Consider the following 23,706-nt stretch of genomic DNA (forward strand, 5'->3'; position numbering starts at 1 on the left):
CGACTAGCGACCGTACGTCAGGCGGGTCGCCATCTCGTCCAGACGGCGCTTGAGTCGGCCGAGCCAGACCTGGTGTCTGTTGGCCGCCTGCATCTCGGCCTCCGGTACCTCGATGCGCGCCCCGTCGAAGGGGTTGCGACCGGCGCGCTCGCCGTCCTCTCCGGTCATCGAGACGACGCTGGTCATCGAGCATCGGCCACACGCTTCGGTTCGTTTGTCGTCCATGCGGACCACTTGCACGATGGTTGGGTGTTCGGGGTATTAAGGTTTCGGCGCTGAGGCGGAGCGAACGCGAGACCGGACTGCGTCGGAGTTCGCCCGACGTCGCGGACGCGATGGCCCTCGCGCGACGCAGGAAACCTTCGCCTCGTCCGAGAGTATTTAACCCCCTGAGAACTGTGGTCACGCATGGGATACCACGTCATCGACCCCGAGACCGTCGAACCGACGCCCGACCGACCCTGCGTCCAGCGCGCGCTCGGAGACGCCGCCGGGTTGGAGAACGTCGCGCTCAACCTCTACGAGGTCGAACCCGGCGAACAGATTCCGCTGGCGTACCACTATCACGACGACCAAGAGGAGGTCTTCTACGTCGAGTCGGGCGACCTCCACGTCGAGACGCCTGAGGGCGAGCAGGTCGTCCCCGAGGACAACGTCTTGGTCGTGGAACCGGACAGTCCCCAGCGAGCGTTCGTCCCCGAAGACGCCGAGGAGACGGTCCGGACGCTCGTCCTCGGCGCGCCGTCGGTGGACGACGTTCACGCCTACGAACCCGAGTCATGAGCGACGAGACCGCCGAGTCGGAAACGCCCGAGGCGGACCTCCCGGACGACGCGCAGGTTCCCGACGACGCACAGGCCCCCGACGACGTGCCGGACTGGGACGACGAGTACGTCGACCGGGTGAGCGACCGCCTGATGTTCAACTACGACCTCGAAAAGGAGTACCGCCTCCGCGGCCGGACGTTCACGATGTACGGCGAACTCCGGATGGAGTCCCAGAAGCACTTCCTCCACCCGTCCGTCAACTACGCCAACTACGAGGCCCGGGAGCATCTGTTCGTCCGGCGCGCCGAGACGGTCTCGCGGGCCGACCTCGACGAACTCGTCGAACTCGGCCACGACCTCGCCGACGAGTGGATAGACCCCGACGAGGAACACTACGGCACCGAGTTCACCTTCGCGGTGGTCGTCCCCGAGATTCCCGACGAGATACGCGAGTACGTCGCCGGGTTCGAGGACCGGACCCTGCTCAAGTTCGGCTACTACGGCCACTACGAGGTGAACTTACTCGTCGCCGCACCCGAGCGCGAGGAGGCCGTCGAGAGCCAGAGCGCCGACGTGGCCACCGCGTTCCGCACGTGGACCGACGTGACCGAGGAGCGGTCGGGACTGTTAGCCCGACTCGTCGCTGCGATTCGAGGGTGAGTCGTCGCTCTGGTTCGAGGGTGACTCGCGGAATCGGAAAAAGAAAATCGCCGTCGGTGCGTCAGTCGCTGCCGGGTTCGCCGCCGTCCGCGACCGCCGCTCCGCGGCCGCCGCGGACTTTCTGAATGTTTCTGTACCCCATCCGAACCAGCGACAGCGCCAGTCCGATGAGGACCAGTGCGAGTACCATCTGGGTCACGGCCGATAGCGTCTGTACGGTCGTCATCTCGGCCGGACTGCTCTGGATGAACTTGACGTAGAGGTTGTCGTGGAACGCGAGCCACCCCAGTCCGAGGATGGTCATCGTGCCCATCAGCGCCATCGGGACGCCGGTCGAGATGAGCTGTTTCGAGTCGTCCCAGTTGGCCAACCAGACCGTCGCGGTCAGTAGCGCGAGCGCCGCGAGCAGTTGGTTCGCACCGCCGAACAACTGCCAGAGCGTGAGCCACGACCCGCTGGTGATGAGGATGTACGCCGGGACGCCCTGTATCGCGGCGTTGGCGTAGCGGTTCTTGGCGACCTCGCCCGCGGCGGACGCGTCCGTGCCGACGATCTCCTCGACCATGTACCGACCGAGGCGGACCGCGGTGTCGGTGGAGGTCAGCAGGAAGCTGACCAGCACCAGCGCCATGAACGGACCGCCGAACGAGGTCGGGATGCCGAACGACGTGAGGATGATGCCGCCGCCGCTGGCGAACGTCGGGAGCGCGAGACCGATGCCGCCGCCCACGTCGGGCGCGACGATGGCAACGGTGGCGAGCGCCACGGTCGCGAGCAGGCCCTCGCCGAGCATCCCGCCGTACCCGATGGTCCGGGCGTCCGTCTCCTTGTTCAACTGCTTGGCGGTGGTCCCCGAGGAGACCAGCGCGTGGAATCCGCTAATCGTCCCGCACGCGATAGTGATGAACAGCAGCGGGAACAGCGGCGTCCCCGTCGCTCCCATGAAGCCCTTGTACGCGGCGAGCTGGATTTCGAGGGGCTGGGACGCCGAACCGAACACGGTGCCGACGATGATAGCCAGCAGCGCGCCGCCGACGCCGGTGTACAGTAGGAACGACGACAGGTAGTCACGCGGCTGGAGCAGCATCCACACCGGGAGCGCGCTCGCCAACCCGCCGTAGAGGATGATTATCGGCACCCACGCCGCGGTGTTCACGCCGAGGCTCGACGCACCGGGGATCCACTGGCCGCCGCTGAACAGCACCGTCGTCCCCGCGGGGTACGAGGCGTCTGCACCGGCCGGGAACAGCGCGAGCGGGTACTCGATGCCCGCGAAGACGCCGCCGAACACGCCGGTGACGAATATCACTGTGCCCAGCAGGAACGGGAGGTTCAGTTGGTAGAGGTAGACGCCGAAGACGAACGCGAGCGCGATGTATACGAGGCTCGCGGTCGCCGCCTGCGGGAAGGCGTTGAACACGATGGCCACCACCAGCGCGAACACCGCCACGACGAGGATGATGGTCAGGAACGCGAACCACAGCAGCATGTTCTTGCCGCGTTCGCCGACGTACTCCCCGATGATGTACCCGATGGACTTCCCCTCGTGTCGCAGACTGCTCGACAGCGACACGAAGTCGTGGACCGACCCCAGCAGGGGGTTCCCGATGGCGATCCACAGCAGTGCGGGGACCCATCCCCACACGACGCCCGCCGTAATCGGGCCGACGATAGGCGCACCGCCGGCGATACTCGAATAGTGATGCCCCAGTAGCACCGGTTTCTTCGCCGGTACGTACTCCTGCCCGTCTTCGTATTTGTGTGCTGGCGTGTCGCGGTCGTCGTCGAGTTCGACGAACTGCGCGAGGTATCGAGAGTAGCCGAGATACCCCACGCTGAAGAGCGCGAGAACCGACAGCACCATCCAGATTACTTGCACCATGGTATGCGACCTCGTCACGAGCAACGGAAAACACGAACTTAAAGGTTGTTCTTGATTTTTACCGATAATTGATAGCTACGATGGCCGATAAAGAGTCGTTCACAGCCTGCAGGCACATCTCGATGATATACTGGTGCGATAGGTGACACGTAGCTCTACTTGAAAACTTTCTGGCTACTCCGACCCGGCGTTCAGGCACGTACCTCCGGCGCGACTTCGATGTCGAGTTCGTTCGAGACGTCGTCTAACAGGTCTCCCTTGACCTCCTCGACGCGCTGTCGGATGCGGGCCACGACGGGTTCCGAGAACTCGTCGTCTATCTGGCTGATGCGTTCGTGTTCGGTCGCGTGTCGCTGCCGGAGGTACTGCGCCCCGGTCCCCGCCTCGTCGGACTCGGGTTCCGGTGCGATCTTGTTGATGACGAGTCCCGCCACGCCGAGACCGTAATCCGAGAGGTCCCCGATTGCCCGCCGCGTCTCGCGAATCGAGAGTTCGTCGGGGTTGAGAACGAGGAAGAAGGTGGCGTCGTTACGCAGCGTCTCGCCAGCGAACTCGAACATCTCCTTGCGCTCGGTGAGACGGGCGATGATGGGGTCCTCGGCGGTCTTCTTGCGGGCCTCGCGCTCGCCGATGGCCGCCTTCTCGTAGAGGTCGATGCTCTTCTCGCGTTTCTTCACGAGTCGGTCGATCCACCCTTCGAGGAAGTCCGGAAGCGAGAGCAGGCGGAGCGTCCCGCCGGTCGGCGAGGTGTCGAAGACCACGCGGTCGTACTCCTCGGAGTCGCGCATCACGTCGATGAACCGGTCGAACAGCGCGGCCTCGTACGCGCCGGGCGTCCGGTGGGCGAGTTCGATCTGACGGTCGATTTCGTTGACGATGGAGGGACTCACCTGATCGCTCATCGTGCGCTTTATCTCCTGCATGTGGCGCTGGACCTCCTCGTCGGGGTCGAGTTCCATCGCCCAGAGGTTCTCGTACCCCTCGACCGCCTCCGGGTCGTCGCCGAACTGCTGGTCGAACACGTCGGAGGTGCTGTGGGCCGGGTCGGTCGAGACGACCAGCGTCTTCAGACCCGCACGCGCGCTCTTGAGTCCGTACGCGCACGAGACCGTCGTTTTGCCGACCCCGCCCTTGCCGCCGAAGAAGACGAACTTGTTCATGTTAGAAGTGATATTGTTGGCCCTTGCGCTCGATGAGCGATTCGCGGTCCCACATCCGTCGCTCCCACTGCTCGAACTCCTCGCCGAGGTACGGCAGTAACTCGGCGGTGTAGTAGGAGACCGGACTGGGGATGCCGAACGCGTCGGCGAAGCACGCGAACATGAAGGTGTCCTCGGTGTCCTCGGCCTCCTTCTCGATGAGTTCGAAGGCGGGATGCTCTATCATCCCGTGGTAGAGACCGTGGAGCCACTCTTCGAGATATTCGCGGTACGCCTCGATTCGGTCGGCAACTGTCATCGTTTATCACGAAGTCGTTCCGTCGATAAAAGGTTGCCGCACACCGTCGAAGCGGGCCGTTTCTTCGGTTCTGCTCGCAGAAAATTTGGTTTTCCAAGCGGTGAACGCGATTTCTACGCCCGGCTACCTACGCGGCACGCGTCCCTTCGACGCGACGAACACCGACGACTGACTGCGACCGACGCCGACTCAGCACGCACACCCGGTCGAGTCGGGCGACCGTTCGAACTCCATCTCGTCGCCGCACGCCGGGCAGTCCAGGGCCGACTCTCCCGCCACTTCCACGTCTCGGACGCGCTCGCTGCAGTCGTGACACCAGTACGCGCCCTTCGATTCGGTCGCCGCGGGGTCGCCTCGGTTCGGCGACTCGGTGGACGCCCGCAGGAACTCCTTGACTGTGCCTAACACTCCCATGACGTGAACGTTTCCGGACGTGAACTTAAAATCTCTCCCCGGTTGTGGGGTCGTATCGCATCTCCGTCTGTCGCGTCCCCCTGCCCACAGAACTCCCACTCCGCCGCTCACACGTCCTCGGCCAACCTATCGAGCGCGCGCCGAAGTTCGCCCTTCCGTTTCCACGCGGCGACGCGGTCCGAGACGGCGGCCGCCGGTAGGCCGAGACTCACCGACGACCGCATCGTCACTCTGCACCCTTCGTTCTCGGGTTCGACCGAGAGTTCGGTCTCCATCGACTCGAATGGTCCCGCCTCCCCGCGCTGGCGGTAGACTAGCCCGTCCTCGCGCTCCTCGAAGTCGAGGTGTATCGTCAACCCCCGCGCGCTGGCGGTCACGGTCCACCCGTCGTCGGTCGCCTCGACGCCTCGGACCTCGAAACTCCCCTCGTACTCGACCACGGTCTCGGGCGTGAGCGTGCGCTCGACCACCGAGGGCGGCGCGGGCACGAACGCCGAGACTTCGACTTGACGCATCGTCGGCCCTACGCAGGTCGGAAAGAAAGCGTTACGGTTAGACGAACGCGCGGCGGACGAGCGGCGACCGGAAAATCGGAGTGCGAGTATTCAGACCGTCGCGTGCAACAACGGGAGCGAGAGCAGCGCGAACACTCCGGCGACGACCAGACCGCCCAGCACGATTCGCCGGATGCGGAACCGCGCGGGTATCTCGCTCCGGAGTTCCGGGCGAGCGGTCCAGACGAACCGGTAGTAGGCGAGTCCCGTGACCGCCAGAAACGCCATCGTGGAGTAGCCCAGTCCGCCCGCCAACTCCGCGCCGAACGCCATCAGGTAACTGGGACCGAACGTGTAGCAGAACAGGAACCCGAACGCCGCGACCACCAGAAACGGGACCGGGTCCACCGGCGTGCCGAATCGGTTCCCCCATCGCATACTCGGACTTCTCGCTCCGGCGTCTTCGCTCTGCTGGCCCGCCGCGACGGGGCGCTGTCGGGGAAGAGATAAGTCGGTGTGCGAACGACAGTCGGCCGATGCCGAACTCGAAAGGCGACCCGCGAGTGTTGTTCGTCATGAACCTCGTCCTGTCGGTCGCGTTCGCCTCGCTCGCCGTCTGGGGGCTGTCGTACCTCGGTCTGGTCGCGTTCACGTGGCAGACCGTCGCGGCCGCGGCCGGTCTCGTGATGGTCCTGACGTATCTCGTCGTGTGGTAGCCCCGGCGGTCCTCGTCGTCGAAACTTACGTCTTCCCTATCGACCCGGCACTGCTCTAGGGAAACGCCTCGGTACCGCGCTACCGAAAGTTTATAACGCCCGGTTGAAACCGGGTCTGTAATGTCGAAATCGGCGCACAGTACCGCGAACTGTCCCCACTGCGGGACCTCGCTCTACCACCTCCAGCGCGGATGCGAGACCTGCGAACGCCGCGTGTCGTGGGACTGGACCGAACCGTGCCCGGCCTGCGAGGCCGCGGTGAACTACGCGACTTCCCCCTCGTCGTGCCCCGAGTGCCGGACCGACCTCTCGGTCTGGGACGGCATCGCCGCGCGAGTGCTCCGGGAACGCCACCACGCGGACCTGCGCATCGCCAAGGACGCGGTTTCCCACCCTACCAGCGCCGGGTTCGTCTGTCACACCGGCGACCCGAGAGGCCAGCGCGCGGACTACCGGCGACCGCTCCCCGACGGGAGAGGCATCCACGTCAAGGCGTTCGCCGACCGGTACGAGGTCCACTGGGACAAGGTGGACCCCACCGAGGACTTCCTCGGCCACGTCGTCGCCGACGCGCCCCACTGGCTCCTCGTCGGGGGTTTCCTCGGATTCAAACTGGCTCGCTGGCCGGTCGGACTGACGCTCGCTCTCGCCGCCCATATTAAGAGATAAGCCCCCGCGTCCCGCGAATACGGATAGAGATGACCATCGAAGACCGCGGGGACGCCAAACTCCTCACCCACGCGCTCGCACAGGACACGCTCTCGAAACTCCGGGACGTGGAGACCGAACAGGTCGGTTTCCGGAAAGGTCTCGTCAAGCTCGGCCGCATCTGCGGCTACGAAATCATCGACGGTGCCATGGAGACCGAGTACGTCTCCATCGAGACGCCCTTGACCGAGACGACCGGCGAGCGAGTCAAGGGACTCGACGACGTGGTCATCATCAACGTCCTCCGCGCGGCGACTCCTTTCGTCGAGGGCCTGCTCAAGGCGTTCCCGCGCGCCAAACAGGGCGTCATCAGCGCGGGTCGCGACGAGGAGGCCGGACGCGACGAGGACGGCACCTTCCCCATCACCATCGACTACGTGAAGCTCCCCGAGATTCAGGAGAAAGACACCGTCATCGTCGCCGACCCGATGCTCGCTACCGGTTCGACGATGTGCGCGGTCCTCGACGAGGTGCTGAACGAGCAACCGAACCCAGAGGACCTGTTCGTCCTCTCGGCGGTCAGCGCGCCCGAGGGCCTGCTCCGGGTCGGCGACGAGTTCGACACGGCCGACCTGCTGACGGTCGCCATCGACGACAGACTCAACGACGAGGGATTCATCGTGCCCGGACTCGGCGACGCTGGCGACCGGGCGTTCCGGACGACGTAAGCGGTTCCGCCCTACAACCGAAACACCCGCGACGCCAGCGACCCGCCGCCCTTCCGCGCCATGATTACGGTCCCGTCGGCGCGACGCCCGACCTCCCGCGGGGTCGAACCCACGATACGCCGCCGGAGCGGGCCGGTCCGAGTCGCACCGAGGACCGTCACGTTCCGCGACTTCGAGGCCGAGACTATTTCGTCCGCGACCTCGCCCTCCCGAACCTCGGTTTCGACCGCGACCTCCGAGAGCGAGTCGGCGGTGCGAGAGAGCAGGTCGCGGGCCGCCGACTCGTCGTCCGACGACGCGACCACCCGCAGGAGGTCCACGCGAGCGTCGTTGGCGACCCCGATTGCTCGCGCCACCGCGGCGGCGAGTTCGGCGTGGTGACTCTCGGCGACCGGCAGGAGGACGGACTCGACCTCCCCGGCGAGCGCCCCGATTTTCTCCACCAGCACGTCGCAGTCGGCCCGGCGCAGGATGCGGTCCACGTTGGTCCCGAGGACCGCGTTCTCCCGCGTCCGCTCCTGCCAACCGAGCAGTAGACTGTCACAGTCGCGTTCGGCGACCGCCGCGAGGACGCCTCTCGATACCGACGAGGCGACGAAGAGCTCTCCGGAGACGGTGACACCCGTGCCGGAGGCGACCGACACCGCGCGGTCGAGCAGCGCCCGGCGCTCGCCGCCGAACTCGCGGGCGATGATCTCGTCGGTGAACAGCGCGAACGGCGACTCCTGTGGCGTGACGACGACGCCGACGACGAACACCTCGCCGCCTCGGTCGCGGGCCACGTCCACCGCGGTCCGGACCAACTGCTCGGCGTGGTCGGGGTTGCCGACGGCGACGGCGATGCGGTAGTCGTCCGCCATCACCGGACCCACACCATCGGCGAGCAAAAGTGTTCGTGTCGGATACCTGCGTTCGCCCGGAAGCGCCGCTACTCGGTCCCTCAAGCCCGACTACCGCATCGCGTCCGTCTCTCGGGTCACGAGACCGAACCGCAACTTCGCCAAAACCTATATGCCCGCCCGACGGACGCCAAAGCATGACCGACGACGAGGACCCCTGCAACGACTGCGGCGACCCCGTCTCGGACGCGCTCGCCCGCACCGTCCGTCTGACCGTGGACCGCTCGCAGATCGACAGCCAGCGGCTCTGCCCCGAATGTTTCGCGGACTGGATCGACCGTTACGAGTCCGAGATGCAACCCGACGACCACCCTGCCGTCGCGGACGCCGACGCGGACATCATCGTGGACTGATTCGGGCGTTCCCCGTCCGACGAACCCCTCGGTATCGACTGGAGAATCGGCGGAGGGAATGAAGTTATCGGGAATAATTTCTCCTAATGAAATGTGGATTAATTGCGGAATGTATTCCTATAGAGGGATTCCTGTCACTCGACATCGACGGTCGTCGAACCCCTTCGTTTCGGGTGTAAAACCGCCCGACTGCGACGCGGCTTTCCGCGTGCGAACCCCTACCGAAGCCGACCCCTGTGTGCGAAAAGTGACCAAAGGAGAGCGGCGGATAACCGGGGAGACAGTGACGGCTACGACACGCGACGGAAGGCGTGTGCGTTCTCGTCTCTCGGCTATTCGCCGCCCGTTTCCTCGTCGGGGTCCGCATCGCCGTCTTCGCCGTCTTCCGCGTCACTGTCTTCTGCCTCGCTCGCCGACAGTCCTTCGTCGCCGCGCTCCAGCGCCTTCGGCACGTCGTGGTGGTCGGAGTAGCCGTCGAACCAGCGCACGATACGTTCGAGGCGGTCCACGACGTGGGCGGGTTCGCCGCTTCTCGACAGTTCGTGACCCTCGCGGGGGTACCGAACCAGTCGAGTCTCCACGCCGTTCTTCTTGTACAGCAGGTAGAGCATCTCGGCGTTGTTCACCGGGACTCGGAAGTCGTCGTCGGCGTGGACGAGCAGGGTCGGGGTGTCCACCTCGTCGGCGTAGGCCGTCGGCGACTGCTCCCAGAGGAACTCGGCGTCCTCCGAGGGGGTCGTGTCGAAGTCCCACTCGATGAGTTTGAACGCGTCGGTCGAACCGTAGAAACTGTTGAGTTCGTACACGCCCCGCTGGCTGACCGCCCCCGCGAAGCGGTCGGTGTGGCCGACTATCCACGTCGTCATGTAACCGCCGTAGCTCCCGCCCGTGACGAACATGTTGTCCTCGTCCACGTAGTCGCGCTCGGCCACCTCGTCCACGCCAGCCATCACGTCCTCGTAGGCGGGCGGACCCCACTGGCCGCCTTCGAGCGCGGCCATGAACTCCTCGCCGTACCCGGTCGAACCGCGGGGGTTCGACCAGAAGACGACGTACCCCCGCGCCGCGAGCAGTTGGAACTCGTGCCACATCGTCCCGCTGGTGCTCCACATCGCGTGCGGTCCGCCGTGGATTTCGACCGCGAGGGGGTACGACTCGTCCGAATCGAAGTCGGGCGGCGTCAGCACCCAGCCCTGAATCTCGTCGCCCGACTCGTTCTCGAATTGAATCTCTTCGGGTTGAGCTACCGCCCGGTCGTCGAGATAGTCGCTGTTGATTCGCGTGAGTCGCCGACTCTCCGCGCCGCCGAGCGTCGAGACGAACACGTCGCCGGGGTGGTCCCACTCCGACCGGACGAACGCCACCTTGTCCTCGCCGACCGTGGCGTCCTCGACGTGGCCCCCGCCGACCACTCGCTCGGGGTCGGCGCTGGCGTCGGCCGGTGTGCGCCAGACCGCGTAGTCGCCCTCGTCGGGCGTCAGGAAGTAGAGGTCTTCCTCGTCGGGACCCCACTGGACCGCCATCCCTATCGCGAGGGTGCGGTCCAGCGACTCGGTCGGCGTCGTCACCTCGCCGGTCTCGCGGTCCAGCACTTCGATTTCGGTCTGGCGGAGCGTCGCGTTCTCCTCGGGCGTGTAGGCGTACGCGAGTCGCCCGTCGCCCGCGGCCGCGAGCATCGGCGTCCACCCCGTCGTCTGCGTGACGGTCCCGGTCTCTTCGTCGGCGTCGAGGTCGTACTCGGCGACGTCGATGACGATGTTATCGTCTGGGTCGCCGGTCCGTCGTGCGCCGTAGTAGAGCGTCGTCTCGTCGGCCCACTCGGGTTCCACGTGGTCGTAGTCGCCGTCGGTCAGCCGCCGAACCTCGTCGTCCTCGTCCTCTAGGTCAGCGACGTAGACGTGCGAGCGTTTGCCGTCGAAGTACCGCTCCCCGGCCCGGTAGACCATCCGGTCGATGACTCGCGGGTCAGGCTCCTCCGGTTCGAAGTCCTCGCCGTCGAGACCGGTGTCGCGGCCCTCCTCGCGGTCGTCCGCCGTGGCCTGCTGGACGAACGCGATTCGGCTCCCGTCGGGCGACCACGCTATCTGCGAGACGCCGCCGACCACGTCCGTCACCTGCCGGGCCTCGCCGCCGCCGGTCGGCATCACCCAGAGCTGCGGTCGGTCGTCGTCCGCGCCGCGAGTGCCGACGAACGCGAGGCGGTCGCCGCTCGGACTCCACCGCGGTTGGCTGTCCACGCCTTCGCTGACGGTGAACTGCTGCGGGGAGCCGCCGCCGACCGGAACGACGTGTATCGCCGCTTCGTACTCGTCGTCGCCCGCGGGGACCTTCCGAACGAAGGCCACGCGCTCGCCGTCCGGCGAGACGCGCGGCGCTTCGACCTGCGCAATGTCGTGATACTCGCTTGCACGGACCGTTTTCATACGGTTCGACTACGAAGCGACGGACAATAGGGTTTCGATTCGTAACTCGGGTCGCGTTAGCACGGCCGACCGAACGACCGCCAGAGCCGTCAACGGTTCAATCGAACACCACTGGCGCGTCGTCGGAGAACCGGAACGACGCCCGGTCGCCCCGTTCCACCCGTTCGCTGCGCCCCTGCATGACGACCGACAACTCCAGTCCGTCGCCGACCGAGACCACGTAGTTCGTCTGGTCACCTTGGAAGTAGCGCTCGACAATCTCGCCCTCGAAGGTGCTCCCGTCCGACCGGTCGCTCGACGCTGTGGCGCTCTCGGCCAGCGAGATGTCCTCGGGTCTGAGCGAGACGGTCACGTCGCCCTCCCGGACCTGCTCGTCGGGAACGAACTGGACGCCTCCGTCGCCGCCGACCGCCACGACGGTCCGGCCGTTCCGTTTCGTCGCCCGGCCGTCGAGCAGGTTGGTGTCGCCGATGAAGTCCGCCACGAACGCGGTCGCCGGATTCCGATATATCTCCTCGGGCGTGCCGACCTGTTCGAGTTGCCCCTCGTTCATCACGGCGAGGCGGTCCGAGAGGGTCATGGCGACCTCTTGGTCGTGGGTGACGTAGAAGAACGCGCCCCGGGTCTTCTCGTGAATTCGCCGCAACTCGACCTGCATCTGCTTGCGGAGTTTCCGGTCGAGACTCGACAGCGGTTCGTCCAGCAGCAGGACGCTGGGTTCGTTGACGAGCGCCCGCGCCAGCGCGACGCGCTGTTGCTGGCCGCCCGACAGGTCCATCGGGTTGCGGTCCTCGTACCCGCCGAGGTCCACGAGTTGGAGGTAGGTCTCGACCTTCTCCCGGCGCACCTCGGCCTCCGACTCGCCCGCGGACACCTCGTCGGGGTCGAGTCCCATCTTCTTCAGTCCGTACGCCACGTTCTCGCCGACGGTCATGTGCGGGAACAGCGAGAGGTGCTGGAAGACGAGGTTGGTGTCCCGGGCGTCCGGCGGCACGCCCGCCATGTCCCGGCCGTCGATGACGACGGTCCCGTCGGTCGGCGTCTCGAACCCGCTTATCATCCGGAGCGTGGTCGTCTTGCCGCACCCCGACGGCCCGACCAGCGAGAAGAACTCCCCGCGCTCGATGCGGAAGTCGATGCCGTCGACCGCCGTCACGTCGCCGAACTCCTTGCGCACGTCGTCGAGTTCTATCAGTGCCTCTCTCCGCGTCGCCGTCCGTTTCTCCCCCTCGGCCGCCATACTGTTCGGTACCCGACGCGGACACAAAACGATAGTTGATTGTGAACACGACTCGTGATATGGATTAACCGCCGCGATTCCAGTGGAGAACTCCCTCGGCGTCCGCGACGTTAAAATTCGTCGCTGTCCGTCGAATTTACTCTACGTACTGCCCATAATATGGGTCAATTTTTATTACGTTTCCTGAAGCCACTACTCCGTGGGTGGGGACACCAAATGACACAATCGAAACGCGGACGAAACGCGAGTACCGCGGACGCTTCGAGCGACGTGACGCCGTCGAGACGCCGATTTCTCGGTGCGGTCGGCGCGACCGGACTGGCCGGTGCGTCGGTCGTCGGCACCGCATCCGCACAGACTCCGACGCTGAACGTCCTGACGTGGGAGGAGTACGGCGACCAGCAACTGCTCGGACCTATTCAGGATCAGGTCGGCGTGGACATCAAAATCACGAAGTCCACGTCGTCGGCCAAGATGTTCTCCAGTTGGAACGCTGGCCAGTACAAGCAGTACGACATCGCCATCCCCAACAACAACTACGTTCCGAAGATGATGAACGCGGACCTGCTGGCTCCGGTCCCGGAGGACGTAGTCACGAACCAGCAGAACATCTACGACACGTTCCAGCAGTTCGCGCAGAACCAGTTCACGAGCGAAGGGGACGCCTACGGGGTGCCGATCCGGTTCGGGTGGTACGGCTACTCCTACGACTCCCGGACGATTCCGGACCACGACCCGACCTACGAGATTCTGTTCAGCGACGAGTTCCAAGGCGTCGATCTGCAGAACCAGATCGTCATGTACGACAACCACTTCAAGGCGATGAGCGCGGCGGCGCTCTACCTCGGGATGCAGGACGCCTTCCAAGGCGAGCAGGTCAGCCTCTCCCAGCAGCAGATAGAGGAGGTCAAGCAGACGATGATAGACCAGAAGCCGCTGCTTCAGGGGTACATCGCCGCGGACCCGACCTACATCAAGGCGTTCCGACAGGGCAACTTCCTCGTGGGTCAGTCCGGGCGCAACGAAATCGTCGAGATGAAAGTCAACGGCGACGACTGGCCCAAGATGGCCACGCCGAAGGAGGGGTCGCTGGCGTGGTTCGAGTCGGCCGTCGTCTCGAAGGCCTCGAACAACAAACAGAAGGCGTGGGAAGTCGTCAACGAGTACATCTCGCCGAAACTGGGCGCGACGCTGGCGAAGGTCGGCTACTCGCCCAGCGTCAACCCGGCGACCCAGGAGTACCTGACCGAGCGCCAGAACAACCTGTACGGGGCGATAGCCCCCGAGCGGTTGCAGAACTTCATCCCGTTCAAGGCCGTCGAGAACGAGCGGGCGTGGATACAGGCGTGGGAGGAAATCAAGGTCGCCTAACGTGGCTACCGAAACCTCCGAGCGCGGCCAGTCCGCGCGCGAGCAGTTCGTGGGCGCGTTCGCCTCGCGGGCGAGCAAGCTCGGGATAACGACCGGACCCGCGCTGGTCTGGCTGTTCCTCCTGTTGCTCACGCCGCTGACGTTCATGGTGGCGGTGAGTTTCACGAACGTCGATCCCCTCACGTACCAGATCGTCTGGGAACCGACCCTGAGCAACTACGAGCAGTTGTTCGCCGGGCAGGGGCCGTTCTGGCAGACGGCGTTCTTCCAGTCACTCGCGCTGTCGTACTTCATCGCGGCGGTGACGACGGTCCTCTGTCTGGTGCTGGCGTTCCCGCTGGCGTACCTGCTGGCGCGCCGCGGCGGCACGACGTTCAAGGTAGTCATCTTCCTCGTGCTGCTGCCGTTCTTCACGATGTACCTCGTGCGGGCGTACTCGTGGTACCTCATGTTCGGCCAGAGCGGCGTCATCAACAGCACGCTGGTCCGAATCGGTCTGGTGGACGGTCCGCTCGGCGTGTTCAACTACGGCGTCCCGGCCATCGTCGTCGGCCTGACCCACGCGTACTTCCCGTACATGCTGCTGTCGCTGTACGCCAGTCTCGACGGGTTGGACTTCTCGCTCACCGAGGCGGCGCGGGACCTCGGTGCCAGCAGGACCGAGACGCTGAAGGACGTCATCCTCCCGCTGGTGCTTCCGGGCATCATCAGCGGGAGTCTGTTCGTGTTCGTGCCCGCGCTGGGCGCGTTCATCACGCCGCGGTTCCTCGGACAGGGGAAGGTGCTGATGATAGGGCAACTCATCGAGAGTCGAATCAACTCGCTGTACGCCATCGGGTACGGGAGCGCGGCGTCGATGTTTATCGTCCTAAGTATCGTGGTGGCGTTCGCGCTGGCGTTCCGGTACGTCAGCATCGAGGATCTCGGGGGTGTCTGAGATGGCGACCGAGGCCGAGTCCGGAACCGAAACCGAGCGCACGACCGCGACCGACCGAGACGCCGGGACCCGGATTCTCGACCACGAGCGCAAGGAGTGGCTGCTCGGCCGCAGCCTGTACGTCGTCGCGGGCGCGCTGCTGGTATTCCTGTGGATTCCGCTCGCGGTGATGATCGTCCTCTCGTTCACGGTCAACGCCAGCACGTTCTTCCCGTTCCGCGGGGTCACGCTGTCCCACTACGCCGCGACGTTCGCGGACGGGGCGCTGATGACCTCGCTCTGGCACAGCGTGCAAGTCGCGACGCTCGCGGCGTCCATCGCGACGGTACTCGGCGTGCTGGCGAGTTTCGCGCTGGCCCGGTACGCCTTCCCGCTCAAGGAGACCTACCGGACGTTCGGCATCCTGCCGATGGTGATTCCGGGCGTCGTGCTCGGCATCGCGCTGCTCATCTACTTCCGGACGCTCCTGCCCCAGTTGTTCGGCATCGAGATCACGCCGGGGTTCTGGACCGTGGTGCTGACCCACAGCGTCTACGGTCTCCCGTTCGTCCTGCTCATCGTGACCTCGCGGCTCTACACGTTCGACGAGTCGCTGGAGGAGGCGGCGCGTGACCTCGGGGCCGACCCGCTGACGGTGTTCCGGGACGTCACGCTTCCCATCGTCGCGCCCGCCATCGGTGCGGGATTCCTGTTCGCGTGGATTCGGTCGTTCGAGGACTTCATCCGCGCGTTCTTCGTCCGCGGGACGATGGACGTGCTGACCACGTCGATGTTCTCGATGATAAAGTACGGGACCGCACCGAAGATGAACGCCATCTCGTCGTTCATCGTGTTCGTCATCGCGGCGGTGCTGGCGGTGGCGATGAACGTCGGCAACGTCGCCGGGATGCTCGCCGGGACCGAAGGCGAGGAGGAGTAGGCCCTCCGCTCTTCGCGTCTCTCACGCGAGTCCGAGCAGTTCCAGCGCGCCGAACAGCAGGTCGCCGTAGGTCAGCGCTACGACGGTACCGACGAACAGCGGGACGACGAACGGGATGCCCGGCGAGACCCAGACGCGGTCCTCGGTGACCAGTACGTCCAGTCCGTCGCGCAGGCCCTCGGGCGTCGTCCCGTACGCGCCGTGGTCGATGTCTGCGAGGAACGCCGCCGCGCCCCACGGGTCGTCGTCGGGGGCGTCGGACTCGCCGACGGTCTCGCTGCGTTCGACCGCGCCGCCGTCGGTGCGGACCTCCTCGACGCCGGTCGAACCGTCGCCGGGCGGATTCGGGTCGGCCGGGAGCGTCGCCGGGTCCCGGAAGCGGTCGGCGCGCTCGCGGACCTCCGCGAGCGTCAGGCCGCGCCACCGGAGGTACATCCGCACCGCGTCGAGGTCTACGCCGTTGCGGGTCACGCCGTCGGGGGTCTCCAGCAGGCGGCCGTGTTCGTCCGGAACCGCGTCCCACGACACCGGCTTGCCGACGAACATCACCGACGAGAACCGTCCGGCGGCGGCGTTACGTGCGAGGACTGCGAGGGGATAGAGCGCGCCCAGTAGCACCGTGTTCGTCAGGATGGTCAGCGAGAACACGCCGACCGTGGTGTGCTGATGAGGGAGCGCCCAGTTCAGAACTTCGTAGGTCGGATAGGTGGGAAAGAGCGCGGCGACGACGAGGAACGCCTTCGCGTCCGCGCCGCCGAACGCCCGGAACCACCAGAAGGCGAGTACCAGCGGCGCGACGAACCCGAGGCTGATCGCCGTCCGGAGCGCGAACGCTCTGGTCTCGTACGGCGTGCCGGTCCACGCCTGCCACCCCTCGACTGCGAGTAGCACGACCGCGAGCGCGGCGAGGGGGTACCACGTCCGGTTCGGCACGCGGCGGGTCTTCACGTCCCGCCACGCGGCCCAACCGAAGACGGGGACGACGAGCAGTCTGAGTAGGTCGGGTATCGAGGCGTCGATGGGGGAAGCCACGGCGTAGTATCTCTCCGTAGCCGAGGTTTGTTTCGGCATCGTATATAAATGTAAGAGGAGCGGCCGAGGAGCGACTGGAACCGAACCCCGCCTACGTACCCTCGTCGGTGCCGTGAATCGCGTCCACTCGCCACGACGTGCCTCCCTCGTCGCTCCCCACCAACGTCGCATCGACGGTCCCCGACGACTTCGCCAATCGCTCGAACAGGTCCCCGTCTCCGTCGGGTAGGGGGACGGCGACGTACTGGTCGTCCGAACTCCGGAGGACCACCTCGCGCTCGGTGGCGTCGAAGTTCCAGACGCGGAAGTCGTCGCGCATCGTTCGGTTCGAATTACCGAGTCCGTCCGTCACTCTCCGACGTAACGTCGTCCACTCCCGTAAAACGCACTGCCATCTATAGCTATCGCTGGTGGACCGTATCGGCGCAAAAAATCGGACCGCGAGTTCGGTCTATATGACGCGGTTCTGGAGGTAGTCGAGGTGCTTGGCGTTGTAGACGATCTTGACCTCGTCGGCGGCCGCGCTGCCGATGCAGGTCAGGCGGACGTTCTTCTCCTCGACCTCTTCGTCGGAGAGAATCTGCTGCATGTCCATGTCGATTTCGCCCTCTTTGACGATGGCGGCGCAGTTCGCGCACGCACCGGCGCGGCACGAGAAGGGCCAGTCGTAGCCCTGGGCCTCGGCGGCCTCGAGGATGTACTCGCCTTCGGCCACGTCGAGCGTGCCGTAGTCCTCGTCACCGAGGTCCGCGTCGGCGGCCTGCTCGAAGAGGTCGTCGTCGTCCATGTCCCAGCCCTGGTCGTCCAGAACTTCGTAGTTGAGGTATTCTACAGTTGGCATCAAGCCGATGGTTCGACCGCGACATGGTTAGTAGTTATTGTTTCACGGCGAGATCCGCGGACGCTACTGATAAATCGGGAAGAACTCGAACAGGAGGAACGAGGCCAGCGCCGAGATTGTCGGCGTCATAATCCAGAGCATGATGACGCGGCCCGTCGAGGACGGGTCGAACAGGTCCTTCGTCTGGAGGTCCGCCGGGTCCTCCTCGCCGATTCGCTGTACTTCCTCTTCGGGTTCGGCGGTGAGAGCGTCGACGGACATCTTGGACTCGCCGTCGTCGCGGTCGTCGTCCGCCTCCTTCTCGCCCCGGACCGCGGTGGCCGCGGCGTCCCTGACTCTGACCGCCCGCGTCGCTCGACCCCACCCGAGACCGATGATGCACATCGTCGCGCTGACCGCGAGGCTGGCCGGGATACCGAGGTACGACAGGAAGGTGATGAGCGACGCCGACACCACCTCCACGATGAGCGCGGCCAGCAGGGGCAGGTCGGTGAGGTCGTTGCCGACGGTGTCGAGGGTCCGGCGCGCGATGGTGAACGCGCCGACCGCGATGGCACCCGCGGCGAGGAGAATCCCCTGATTGATTCCGATGGCATCGCTCCCGACGAGCGGCGCGACGGCGTTCGCCACGTTGCTCGCGCCCGCCGAGAACGCCATGTAACAACCGATGACGACGACCAAGATGCTGCTGGTCAGCTCGCGCCGGTTCGTCGTCGCGCTCGGGACCGGATACGGAATCGACGCCACGCGGTTGTACTCGAACAGCGGCCCGTCCGACCGGTCGATGCGGAACCACACGTCGAGGTACGGGTAGAGGTAGCGCCCGATGACCGCACAGACCCAGAACGCGACGATGGGGGCGACGAGCCACCACGAGACGATTTGGCCCATCACGCCCCAGTCGATGTCGCCCGCCGCGACGCCGAGACCCGCGATGGCTCCGACGGCGGTCATCGAGGTGGAGGCGGGCACGCCGAACAGGTTCGAGACGAGCAGCGCGAGTCCGACGAAGAAGAGGACGCCCACGCTCGCGGGGAGCGTGAACAGCGTCGCGGGGACGATTTCGCCGCCCATCGTCTTCACGACGTTTCGGCCGACGGTCCACCCGCCGAGCAGTGCGAACGTCGCCATCAGTCCGGCCGCGCCGAGTTTCGAGAGGACGCCGCTCCCGACCGCAGGACCGAACGCGACCCCGGTGGAGGAGCCACCGATGTTGAAGCCGACGAAGACCGCGACGGCGAGACCGACGAGGAGGAGTACGCTGATCACAGTAGATATATCGGACGAAACCCCTTTAAATGGTGTTGATTACCTGTCCGCCACGTCGGGGTCGACTCGCCCGCGTCCGAGTCCGCCGAACCATCAGCCTTCTAGAACGACCCACTCCGGAAGAAGACTGACGCTACGCAAGACCGTTGACGAGACCCGAGACGACGGATGCGCCGACGGTCACTGCTCCGACTCGAGTTCTGGCAAAAGGTACAGGGTGAGAAAGGGTTATCCCCGCGGCACGAGTTTCCGTACGCATGAAAGTACTCGTGACGGACCCCATCGCAGACGCAGGCTTAGACCGACTCCGTGAGGCGGGTCACGAAGTCGAAACCGCGTACGACGTGGAAGGCGACGCGCTGCTGTCGGCGGTCTCGGACGCGAACGGTCTCATCGTGCGCTCGGGAACCGACGTGACCGAGGAGGTCTTCGACGCCGCCCCGGACCTCGTCATCGTCGGGCGCGCCGGTATCGGCGTGGACAACATCGACATCGACGCCGCGACCGAACACGGCGTCATCGTCGCCAACGCGCCGGAGGGCAACGTCCGGGCCGCGGCCGAACACACGGTCGCGATGGCCTTCGCGTCGGCGCGCTCGATTCCGCAGGCCCACATCCGACTCAAGGACGGCGAGTGGGCCAAGGGCGACTACCTCGGCACCGAGGTCAACGGCAAGGCGCTCGGCGTCGTCGGTCTCGGTCGCGTCGGTCAAGAGGTCGCCAAGAAACTCGACTCGCTCGGCATGGACCTCGTGGCCTACGACCCCTACATCAGCGAGGACCGCGCGGCCCAACTCGGCGCGGAACTCGTGGACCTCGACGACTGTCTCGACCGGGCGGACTTCCTGACGGTTCACACCCCGCTCACGCCCGAGACGGAGGGTCTCATCAGCGACGAGGAACTCGCCCAACTCGAAGGCGGCTATCTGGTCAACTGCGCGCGCGGCGGCGTCGTGGACGAAGAGGCGCTCGCGGAGGCCGTCGAGGACGGCGTCCTCGCCGGTGCGGCGGTGGACGTGTTCGCCGAGGAACCCGTCTCCCCGGACAACCCCCTGCTCGACGTGAACGACGTGGTGGTCACGCCCCACCTCGGGGCCAGCACCGAGGCCGCACAGGAGAACGTCGCCACCAGCACCGCCGACCAAGTGGTCGCGGCGCTCGCCGAGGAACCGGTCGTCAACGCCCTGAACGCGCCGTCCATCGACGAGAGCGCGTTCCCCCGCGTCGAACCGTACATCGGTCTCGCCGAGACCGCGGGCAAAATCGCCACGCAACTGCTCGACCAGCGCATCGACTCCATCGAGGTCCACTACGAGGGCGACATCGCCGAGGAGGACGTGGAACTCGTGACCGCGAGCGCCCAGAAGGGCGTCTTCCAACCGCTGGAGTGGCAGGTCAACGCGGTCAACGCGCCCCAGATAGCAGAGGAGCGCGGCGTCGAAGTGACCGAGAGCAAGACCCGCCAGACCGAGGACTTCCAGAGCCTCGTCCGCGTGACGGTCTCGGGCGACGACGAGTCCATCAGCGTGGAAGGGACGCTGTTCGCCGACGACGACCCGCGCATCGTCCGCGTGGACGACTACCGGGTGGACGCCATCCCCCACGGACACATGCTGGTCGCTCGGAACAAGGACGAACCGGGCGTCATCGGGTTCATCGGCACCGTACTCGGCGAACACGAGGTCAACATCGCGGGGATGTTCAACGCCCGCGAGGCCATCGGCGGCGAGGCGCTGACGGTGTACACGCTCGACGCGCAGGTCCCCGACGATGCCAAGGAGGCGCTGGAGAACGACGACCGCATCATCGAAGCGCGGTACATCGAACTCAACGGCGCGGAGTAGATTCCCTCGACGCGACTCTTTTGGCGAGTACCGCCTGACAACCACCGCCTATTAGTGTCGTCGCTGGTGACTCTCGCCCGTGAGACATCTCGGACTCAAGGCACGAATGGCAGTCGTCGGGTCGATTCTGTTCGCGTTCTACGCGGTGGCCGCCGTCGCGGCGATGGGCGTATTCGGCTTCTCACCGGTGTTGGTCGGAGTCGGAAGCCTCGCCTTCGTCGGTGTGCAGTACAAAATCGGCAAGTGGGCCGCGCTCAGGAGCGTCGGCGCGGAGGACATGCCAGAGGACCGCTTCCCCGAAATCCATCGACAGGTGGAGTCGCTGTCCGAGGCCATGGGCATCGACAAGCCCCGACTGATGGTCGCGCGGATGGGCGTGCCCAACGCCTTCGCGGTCGGGCGCAAGGGTGCGGGCACCGTCGTCGTCTCGGAGGAACTCCTCCAGATGCTCGACACCGAGGAGGTCGAGGGCGTCCTCGCGCACGAACTCGCCCACATCCGGAACCGCGACGTGGTGATGATGGTCCTCGGACAGGGCGTCGCCTCCATCGTCGCCATCGTCGCTCAGTGGGCGGTCCTGCTGACCGGCGACAACGACCTCGCGGACTTCTTCCTCGCCATCGTCGTGGGCCAGATAACCCAACTGCTCGTGATGGTGTTCGTGTTCGCAATCTCGCGCTACCGCGAGTACGTCGCCGACCGAGACGCCGCCGACGAAATCGGCGGCGGTGAACCGCTCGCCTCCGCGCTCGAAAAGATTAGCCGCGGGAGCGAGCGCGCCGGAGAGTCGAAACTGGACTCCGACGTCAGTGCGCTCTGTATCTTCGGCGACGGGACCGGCTTGGCGCGACTATTCGCCACCCACCCGCCGGTCGAGAAGCGAATCGAGCGCCTGCGCAACTGATGGCACTGCGTCCAATGGAGCGACACGACTGATGGACTTCCGAACCCTCCTCGCGGCCGTCCTCGGCGTGGGTCTCGGCGTCCTCTTCGTCGCGTACCCGGAAGCGGTCGTCCGCGCGCACACCGCCGGTCGAGGACCGACCGGTCGCCGGGGCGAGTACGGCGGCGACGAGGCACCGCCGGACCGGTGGCGGCGACTGGTCCAACTCGTCGGGGCCGCGGCTATCGCGCTCGGTCTCTACTTCGGGGCCAGCGCGCTCGCGTAGTAGCCGGTAGTTATTTCCGCTCACTTTGCGACTAGTTGGCACAGTAACTACCATGAACCTCTTCCGCGACCTCGGCAAGCGAGCCGAGAAACTCAAACAGCAGGTGGCCGCGTCTGACGAGAAGACGTACCGGTGCGCCGATTGCGGGACCGAGGTACGTACCGACCGCGAGGCGTGTCCCGACTGCGGCGGCGACGACCTGCGACGGGTCCAGTGAGTCGGTCGCTCTACCTACAATCGCGGCTTCGTCGTCGCTAGTCGAAACACCGACGTTCGGACGGAGCACGCTTTTCGGGAACCGTTTCTCGGCCAGTCACTGACTCGCTCATTCCCGATGCGTCTGCCGGAAAAGCCGAACTGAAATACCTCGGTCCCGTCGCTCCGAGAGTGTCCCACGGCCACGCGGACGAGTCGGACGCCGACGAACCGGAAGAGCGCCTGCTGACCGGTTACTCCGGCCGCCTCCTGCTGGCCGTCTCGCTCGGGTGGGCCGCCATCCAGACCGGGCGACTCGTCCTCTCGCCGCTCCTGCCGACCGTGATGGACGACCTCGCCATCACCGAGTTTCAGGCGGGACTGGCGTTCACGCTCCTCTGGGGTCTCTACGCGCTCTGTCAGTACCCCAGCGGTCGGCTCTCGGACAACCTGACCCGCAAGAGTCTGCTGGTCGCCGGACTCTCGCTGGTCGTCGCCGGGTTCGCGGCGTTAGCGAGCGCGCCGAACTACCCGCTGTTCCTGCTCGGGGCCGCCGTCGTCGGGACGGGCGCGGGTCTCTACCCGACCCCGGCGCGGGCGCTGGTCTCGGACCTGTTCGTCGAGCGCCGCGGGCAGGCGTTCGGACTCCACACCGCCTCGGGCGACGTCGGCGGTGCCGCGGCGGCCGGACTCGCGGTCGCGGTCCTCGCGGTCGCGGGGTGGCGGTCGGCCTACGTCCCCGTCGTGGTCGTCCTCGCCGGGGTGGCGCTCGCGCTCCACGTCTGGGGCCGGGAGGCGTACGTCGTCCCGGACGCGGACCGCGCGGCCGTCGTCGCCGGACTCGCCGACGCCCGAGCGACCGCGGTGCGACTCTGGCGGAACCCCCGAATGCGGTGGCTCCTGCTCGCCTACGCGCTGTACGCCTTCACGTGGCAGAGCGCCGCCGGGTTCCTGCCGACGTTCCTCCGGGTCTCGAAGGAGTTCCCGGCGGGACTGGCCAGCGGCGGGTTCGTGGTCCTGTTTCTGGTCGGCGCGGTCGTCAAACCCCTCTCCGGGTCGCTCGGCGACCGATTCCCCCGGGCCGGAGTGGCCGCCGGAGCGATGGTGGTCGCGGCGGTGGCGCTCGCCGGACTGCTGGCCGCCTCCGGAACCCTCGCGGTCGGAATCGCCGTCGTCGCGTTCGCCGCGGGTCTCATGGCCTACCCGCCGGTGATGCAGGCGCTGTTGATGGACACGTTTCCCGACGGGAGCATGGGCGGGGACCTCGGCGCGACCCGGACCGTCTACATAGGTCTCGGGAGTCTCGGACCGAGTTACGTCGGGTTCGTCGCGGGCCGGGTCTCCTACGACGCGGCGTTCGCCGGACTGCTCGCGTGCCTGCTCGTGAGCGCGGCGATAGTCGTCCGGTTAGCGCGCACAGAGTAGCCCGGAGCCGTCTCCCGTCCCG

28 protein-coding genes are annotated in these 23,706 nt (G+C 66.1%); 14 read left to right on the top strand and 14 right to left on the bottom strand.

All coding sequences use genetic code 11. The features are described from left to right. Nucleotides 1–3: 3 nt before the first annotated feature. A complete protein-coding gene (locus tag NGM06_RS16010) occupies nt 4–225 on the bottom strand; it encodes a DUF8007 family protein (RefSeq protein ID WP_254267921.1) in 222 nt (73 codons plus the stop codon). Nucleotides 226–408: 183 nt separating this feature from the next. Here NGM06_RS16010 and NGM06_RS16015 point away from each other — a divergent pair, with 183 nt between their 5' ends. Together NGM06_RS16015 and NGM06_RS16020 are read left to right on the top strand one after the other, a co-directional pair. Beyond that, the gene (locus NGM06_RS16015; protein ID WP_254267922.1) at nt 409–783 is read left to right on the top strand and encodes a cupin domain-containing protein; all 375 of its coding nucleotides are present in this window, start codon (nt 409–411) and stop codon (nt 781–783) included. Further along, on the top strand, nt 780–1,427 hold the full coding sequence (locus tag NGM06_RS16020; RefSeq protein ID WP_254267923.1) for a DUF8052 family protein: 648 nt from the start codon (nt 780–782) through the stop codon (nt 1,425–1,427). The genes NGM06_RS16015 and NGM06_RS16020 overlap by 4 nt, the downstream gene beginning before the upstream one ends. Before the next feature lie 61 nt (nt 1,428–1,488). On the opposite strand, the gene NGM06_RS16025 is transcribed toward NGM06_RS16020, so the two are convergent. From NGM06_RS16025 to NGM06_RS16050, 6 genes are all read right to left on the bottom strand, one after another. Next, the gene (locus NGM06_RS16025; RefSeq protein WP_254267924.1) at nt 1,489–3,309 is read right to left on the bottom strand and encodes a carbon starvation CstA family protein; all 1,821 of its coding nucleotides are present in this window, start codon (nt 3,307–3,309) and stop codon (nt 1,489–1,491) included. 191 nt (nt 3,310–3,500) lie between these two features. Further along, a complete protein-coding gene (locus NGM06_RS16030) occupies nt 3,501–4,469 on the bottom strand; it encodes an ArsA family ATPase (protein ID WP_254267925.1) in 969 nt (322 codons plus the stop codon). A 1-nt stretch (nt 4,470) separates the two neighbouring features. Continuing rightward, nucleotides 4,471–4,767 carry a DUF7990 family protein gene (locus NGM06_RS16035; RefSeq protein WP_163519558.1) on the bottom strand — a complete coding sequence of 99 codons (297 nt, stop codon included), beginning with the start codon at nt 4,765–4,767 and terminating at the stop codon, nt 4,471–4,473. A gap of 189 nt (nt 4,768–4,956) precedes the next feature. Further along, a complete protein-coding gene (locus NGM06_RS16040) occupies nt 4,957–5,181 on the bottom strand; it encodes a zinc-ribbon domain-containing protein (protein WP_254267926.1) in 225 nt (74 codons plus the stop codon). Nucleotides 5,182–5,288: 107 nt separating this feature from the next. Then, nucleotides 5,289–5,696, bottom strand: coding sequence for an SRPBCC family protein (locus tag NGM06_RS16045; RefSeq protein ID WP_254267927.1), 408 nt, complete (start codon nt 5,694–5,696; stop codon nt 5,289–5,291). Nucleotides 5,697–5,786: 90 nt separating this feature from the next. Further along, on the bottom strand, nt 5,787–6,113 hold the full coding sequence (locus tag NGM06_RS16050; protein WP_254267928.1) for a hypothetical protein: 327 nt from the start codon (nt 6,111–6,113) through the stop codon (nt 5,787–5,789). A 98-nt stretch (nt 6,114–6,211) separates the two neighbouring features. Between NGM06_RS16050 and NGM06_RS16055 the strand changes: the two genes are divergently transcribed. The 3 genes from NGM06_RS16055 to upp all read left to right on the top strand — a co-directional run bounded on the left by NGM06_RS16055 (nt 6,212) and on the right by upp (nt 7,767). Continuing rightward, the gene (locus NGM06_RS16055) at nt 6,212–6,391 is read left to right on the top strand and encodes a DUF8107 family protein (protein WP_254267929.1); all 180 of its coding nucleotides are present in this window, start codon (nt 6,212–6,214) and stop codon (nt 6,389–6,391) included. A gap of 120 nt (nt 6,392–6,511) precedes the next feature. Then, nucleotides 6,512–7,060: a hypothetical protein gene (locus tag NGM06_RS16060; protein ID WP_254267930.1), complete on the top strand. Its 549-nt coding sequence runs from the start codon at nt 6,512–6,514 to the stop codon at nt 7,058–7,060. Between the two features lie 29 nt (nt 7,061–7,089). Then, entirely contained in the window at nt 7,090–7,767 is a 678-nt protein-coding gene (gene upp, locus NGM06_RS16065; RefSeq protein ID WP_254267931.1) for a uracil phosphoribosyltransferase, read from the top strand. An 11-nt stretch (nt 7,768–7,778) separates the two neighbouring features. Here the strand turns inward: upp and NGM06_RS16070 are convergent, their stop codons facing one another. Further along, the gene (locus NGM06_RS16070) at nt 7,779–8,627 is read right to left on the bottom strand and encodes a universal stress protein (protein ID WP_254267932.1); all 849 of its coding nucleotides are present in this window, start codon (nt 8,625–8,627) and stop codon (nt 7,779–7,781) included. A 176-nt stretch (nt 8,628–8,803) separates the two neighbouring features. Between NGM06_RS16070 and NGM06_RS16075 the strand changes: the two genes are divergently transcribed. Then, nucleotides 8,804–9,019, top strand: coding sequence for a DUF7569 family protein (locus tag NGM06_RS16075; RefSeq protein ID WP_163519567.1), 216 nt, complete (start codon nt 8,804–8,806; stop codon nt 9,017–9,019). A 332-nt stretch (nt 9,020–9,351) separates the two neighbouring features. On the opposite strand, the gene NGM06_RS16080 is transcribed toward NGM06_RS16075, so the two are convergent. Both NGM06_RS16080 and NGM06_RS16085 read right to left on the bottom strand, forming a co-directional pair. Then, the gene (locus NGM06_RS16080; protein ID WP_254267933.1) at nt 9,352–11,442 is read right to left on the bottom strand and encodes a S9 family peptidase; all 2,091 of its coding nucleotides are present in this window, start codon (nt 11,440–11,442) and stop codon (nt 9,352–9,354) included. A 97-nt stretch (nt 11,443–11,539) separates the two neighbouring features. After that, a complete protein-coding gene (locus tag NGM06_RS16085; protein WP_254267934.1) occupies nt 11,540–12,682 on the bottom strand; it encodes an ABC transporter ATP-binding protein in 1,143 nt (380 codons plus the stop codon). Nucleotides 12,683–12,898: 216 nt separating this feature from the next. Here NGM06_RS16085 and NGM06_RS16090 point away from each other — a divergent pair, with 216 nt between their 5' ends. From NGM06_RS16090 to NGM06_RS16100, 3 genes are read left to right on the top strand one after another with little or no spacing between them, the layout of a single operon-like run. Further along, nucleotides 12,899–14,053, top strand: coding sequence for an ABC transporter substrate-binding protein (locus NGM06_RS16090; RefSeq protein WP_254267935.1), 1,155 nt, complete (start codon nt 12,899–12,901; stop codon nt 14,051–14,053). Between the two features lies 1 nt (nt 14,054). Then, nucleotides 14,055–14,990, top strand: coding sequence for an ABC transporter permease (locus NGM06_RS16095; protein ID WP_254267936.1), 936 nt, complete (start codon nt 14,055–14,057; stop codon nt 14,988–14,990). 1 nt (nt 14,991) lies between these two features. After that, on the top strand, nt 14,992–15,909 hold the full coding sequence (locus tag NGM06_RS16100) for an ABC transporter permease (protein WP_254267937.1): 918 nt from the start codon (nt 14,992–14,994) through the stop codon (nt 15,907–15,909). 21 nt (nt 15,910–15,930) lie between these two features. On the opposite strand, the gene NGM06_RS16105 is transcribed toward NGM06_RS16100, so the two are convergent. The 4 genes from NGM06_RS16105 to NGM06_RS16120 form a co-directional block, all read right to left on the bottom strand. Further along, the gene (locus NGM06_RS16105; RefSeq protein ID WP_254270042.1) at nt 15,931–16,929 is read right to left on the bottom strand and encodes an A24 family peptidase; all 999 of its coding nucleotides are present in this window, start codon (nt 16,927–16,929) and stop codon (nt 15,931–15,933) included. A 103-nt stretch (nt 16,930–17,032) separates the two neighbouring features. Next, complete coding sequence (locus NGM06_RS16110; protein WP_254267938.1) at nt 17,033–17,293, bottom strand: hypothetical protein; 261 nt, start codon at nt 17,291–17,293, stop codon at nt 17,033–17,035. 99 nt (nt 17,294–17,392) lie between these two features. After that, a complete protein-coding gene (fer, locus tag NGM06_RS16115) occupies nt 17,393–17,782 on the bottom strand; it encodes a ferredoxin Fer (protein WP_254267939.1) in 390 nt (129 codons plus the stop codon). Between the two features lie 63 nt (nt 17,783–17,845). Next, nucleotides 17,846–19,051 (bottom strand): inorganic phosphate transporter, encoded by a 1,206-nt coding sequence (locus tag NGM06_RS16120; RefSeq protein ID WP_254267940.1) that lies wholly within the window; start codon nt 19,049–19,051, stop codon nt 17,846–17,848. 257 nt (nt 19,052–19,308) lie between these two features. Here NGM06_RS16120 and serA point away from each other — a divergent pair, with 257 nt between their 5' ends. The 5 genes from serA to NGM06_RS16145 all read left to right on the top strand — a co-directional run bounded on the left by serA (nt 19,309) and on the right by NGM06_RS16145 (nt 23,684). After that, the gene (gene serA, locus NGM06_RS16125; RefSeq protein WP_254267941.1) at nt 19,309–20,895 is read left to right on the top strand and encodes a phosphoglycerate dehydrogenase; all 1,587 of its coding nucleotides are present in this window, start codon (nt 19,309–19,311) and stop codon (nt 20,893–20,895) included. Nucleotides 20,896–21,001: 106 nt separating this feature from the next. After that, nucleotides 21,002–21,799, top strand: coding sequence for a M48 family metallopeptidase (locus NGM06_RS16130; RefSeq protein WP_254267942.1), 798 nt, complete (start codon nt 21,002–21,004; stop codon nt 21,797–21,799). A gap of 31 nt (nt 21,800–21,830) precedes the next feature. Next, on the top strand, nt 21,831–22,064 hold the full coding sequence (locus NGM06_RS16135) for a DUF6199 family natural product biosynthesis protein (protein ID WP_254267943.1): 234 nt from the start codon (nt 21,831–21,833) through the stop codon (nt 22,062–22,064). A 52-nt stretch (nt 22,065–22,116) separates the two neighbouring features. Further along, a complete protein-coding gene (locus tag NGM06_RS16140) occupies nt 22,117–22,281 on the top strand; it encodes a zinc ribbon domain-containing protein (RefSeq protein ID WP_254267944.1) in 165 nt (54 codons plus the stop codon). 170 nt (nt 22,282–22,451) lie between these two features. After that, on the top strand, nt 22,452–23,684 hold the full coding sequence (locus NGM06_RS16145; RefSeq protein ID WP_254267945.1) for an MFS transporter: 1,233 nt from the start codon (nt 22,452–22,454) through the stop codon (nt 23,682–23,684). Nucleotides 23,685–23,706 lie beyond the last annotated feature (22 nt).

The organism is Halorussus aquaticus, from assembly GCF_024218795.1.
Taxonomy (GTDB): domain Archaea; phylum Halobacteriota; class Halobacteria; order Halobacteriales; family Haladaptataceae; genus Halorussus; species Halorussus aquaticus.

Excerpts from the sequence above, each read along its gene's own strand:
- NGM06_RS16010 (WP_254267921.1), bottom strand. The coding sequence starts at position 225 with ATGGACGACAAACGAACCGAAGCGTGTGGCCGATGCTCGATGACCAGC.
- NGM06_RS16015 (WP_254267922.1), top strand. The coding sequence starts at position 409 with ATGGGATACCACGTCATCGACCCCGAGACCGTCGAACCGACGCCCGAC.
- NGM06_RS16020 (WP_254267923.1), top strand. The coding sequence starts at position 780 with ATGAGCGACGAGACCGCCGAGTCGGAAACGCCCGAGGCGGACCTCCCG.
- NGM06_RS16025 (WP_254267924.1), bottom strand. The coding sequence starts at position 3,309 with ATGGTGCAAGTAATCTGGATGGTGCTGTCGGTTCTCGCGCTCTTCAGC.
- NGM06_RS16030 (WP_254267925.1), bottom strand. The coding sequence starts at position 4,469 with ATGAACAAGTTCGTCTTCTTCGGCGGCAAGGGCGGGGTCGGCAAAACG.
- NGM06_RS16035 (WP_163519558.1), bottom strand. The coding sequence starts at position 4,767 with ATGACAGTTGCCGACCGAATCGAGGCGTACCGCGAATATCTCGAAGAG.
- NGM06_RS16040 (WP_254267926.1), bottom strand. The coding sequence starts at position 5,181 with ATGGGAGTGTTAGGCACAGTCAAGGAGTTCCTGCGGGCGTCCACCGAG.
- NGM06_RS16045 (WP_254267927.1), bottom strand. The coding sequence starts at position 5,696 with ATGCGTCAAGTCGAAGTCTCGGCGTTCGTGCCCGCGCCGCCCTCGGTG.
- NGM06_RS16050 (WP_254267928.1), bottom strand. The coding sequence starts at position 6,113 with ATGCGATGGGGGAACCGATTCGGCACGCCGGTGGACCCGGTCCCGTTT.
- NGM06_RS16055 (WP_254267929.1), top strand. The coding sequence starts at position 6,212 with ATGCCGAACTCGAAAGGCGACCCGCGAGTGTTGTTCGTCATGAACCTC.
- NGM06_RS16060 (WP_254267930.1), top strand. The coding sequence starts at position 6,512 with ATGTCGAAATCGGCGCACAGTACCGCGAACTGTCCCCACTGCGGGACC.
- upp (WP_254267931.1), top strand. The coding sequence starts at position 7,090 with ATGACCATCGAAGACCGCGGGGACGCCAAACTCCTCACCCACGCGCTC.
- NGM06_RS16070 (WP_254267932.1), bottom strand. The coding sequence starts at position 8,627 with ATGGCGGACGACTACCGCATCGCCGTCGCCGTCGGCAACCCCGACCAC.
- NGM06_RS16075 (WP_163519567.1), top strand. The coding sequence starts at position 8,804 with ATGACCGACGACGAGGACCCCTGCAACGACTGCGGCGACCCCGTCTCG.
- NGM06_RS16080 (WP_254267933.1), bottom strand. The coding sequence starts at position 11,442 with ATGAAAACGGTCCGTGCAAGCGAGTATCACGACATTGCGCAGGTCGAA.
- NGM06_RS16085 (WP_254267934.1), bottom strand. The coding sequence starts at position 12,682 with ATGGCGGCCGAGGGGGAGAAACGGACGGCGACGCGGAGAGAGGCACTG.
- NGM06_RS16090 (WP_254267935.1), top strand. The coding sequence starts at position 12,899 with ATGACACAATCGAAACGCGGACGAAACGCGAGTACCGCGGACGCTTCG.
- NGM06_RS16100 (WP_254267937.1), top strand. The coding sequence starts at position 14,992 with ATGGCGACCGAGGCCGAGTCCGGAACCGAAACCGAGCGCACGACCGCG.
- fer (WP_254267939.1), bottom strand. The coding sequence starts at position 17,782 with ATGCCAACTGTAGAATACCTCAACTACGAAGTTCTGGACGACCAGGGC.
- serA (WP_254267941.1), top strand. The coding sequence starts at position 19,309 with ATGAAAGTACTCGTGACGGACCCCATCGCAGACGCAGGCTTAGACCGA.
- NGM06_RS16130 (WP_254267942.1), top strand. The coding sequence starts at position 21,002 with ATGGCAGTCGTCGGGTCGATTCTGTTCGCGTTCTACGCGGTGGCCGCC.
- NGM06_RS16135 (WP_254267943.1), top strand. The coding sequence starts at position 21,831 with ATGGACTTCCGAACCCTCCTCGCGGCCGTCCTCGGCGTGGGTCTCGGC.
- NGM06_RS16140 (WP_254267944.1), top strand. The coding sequence starts at position 22,117 with ATGAACCTCTTCCGCGACCTCGGCAAGCGAGCCGAGAAACTCAAACAG.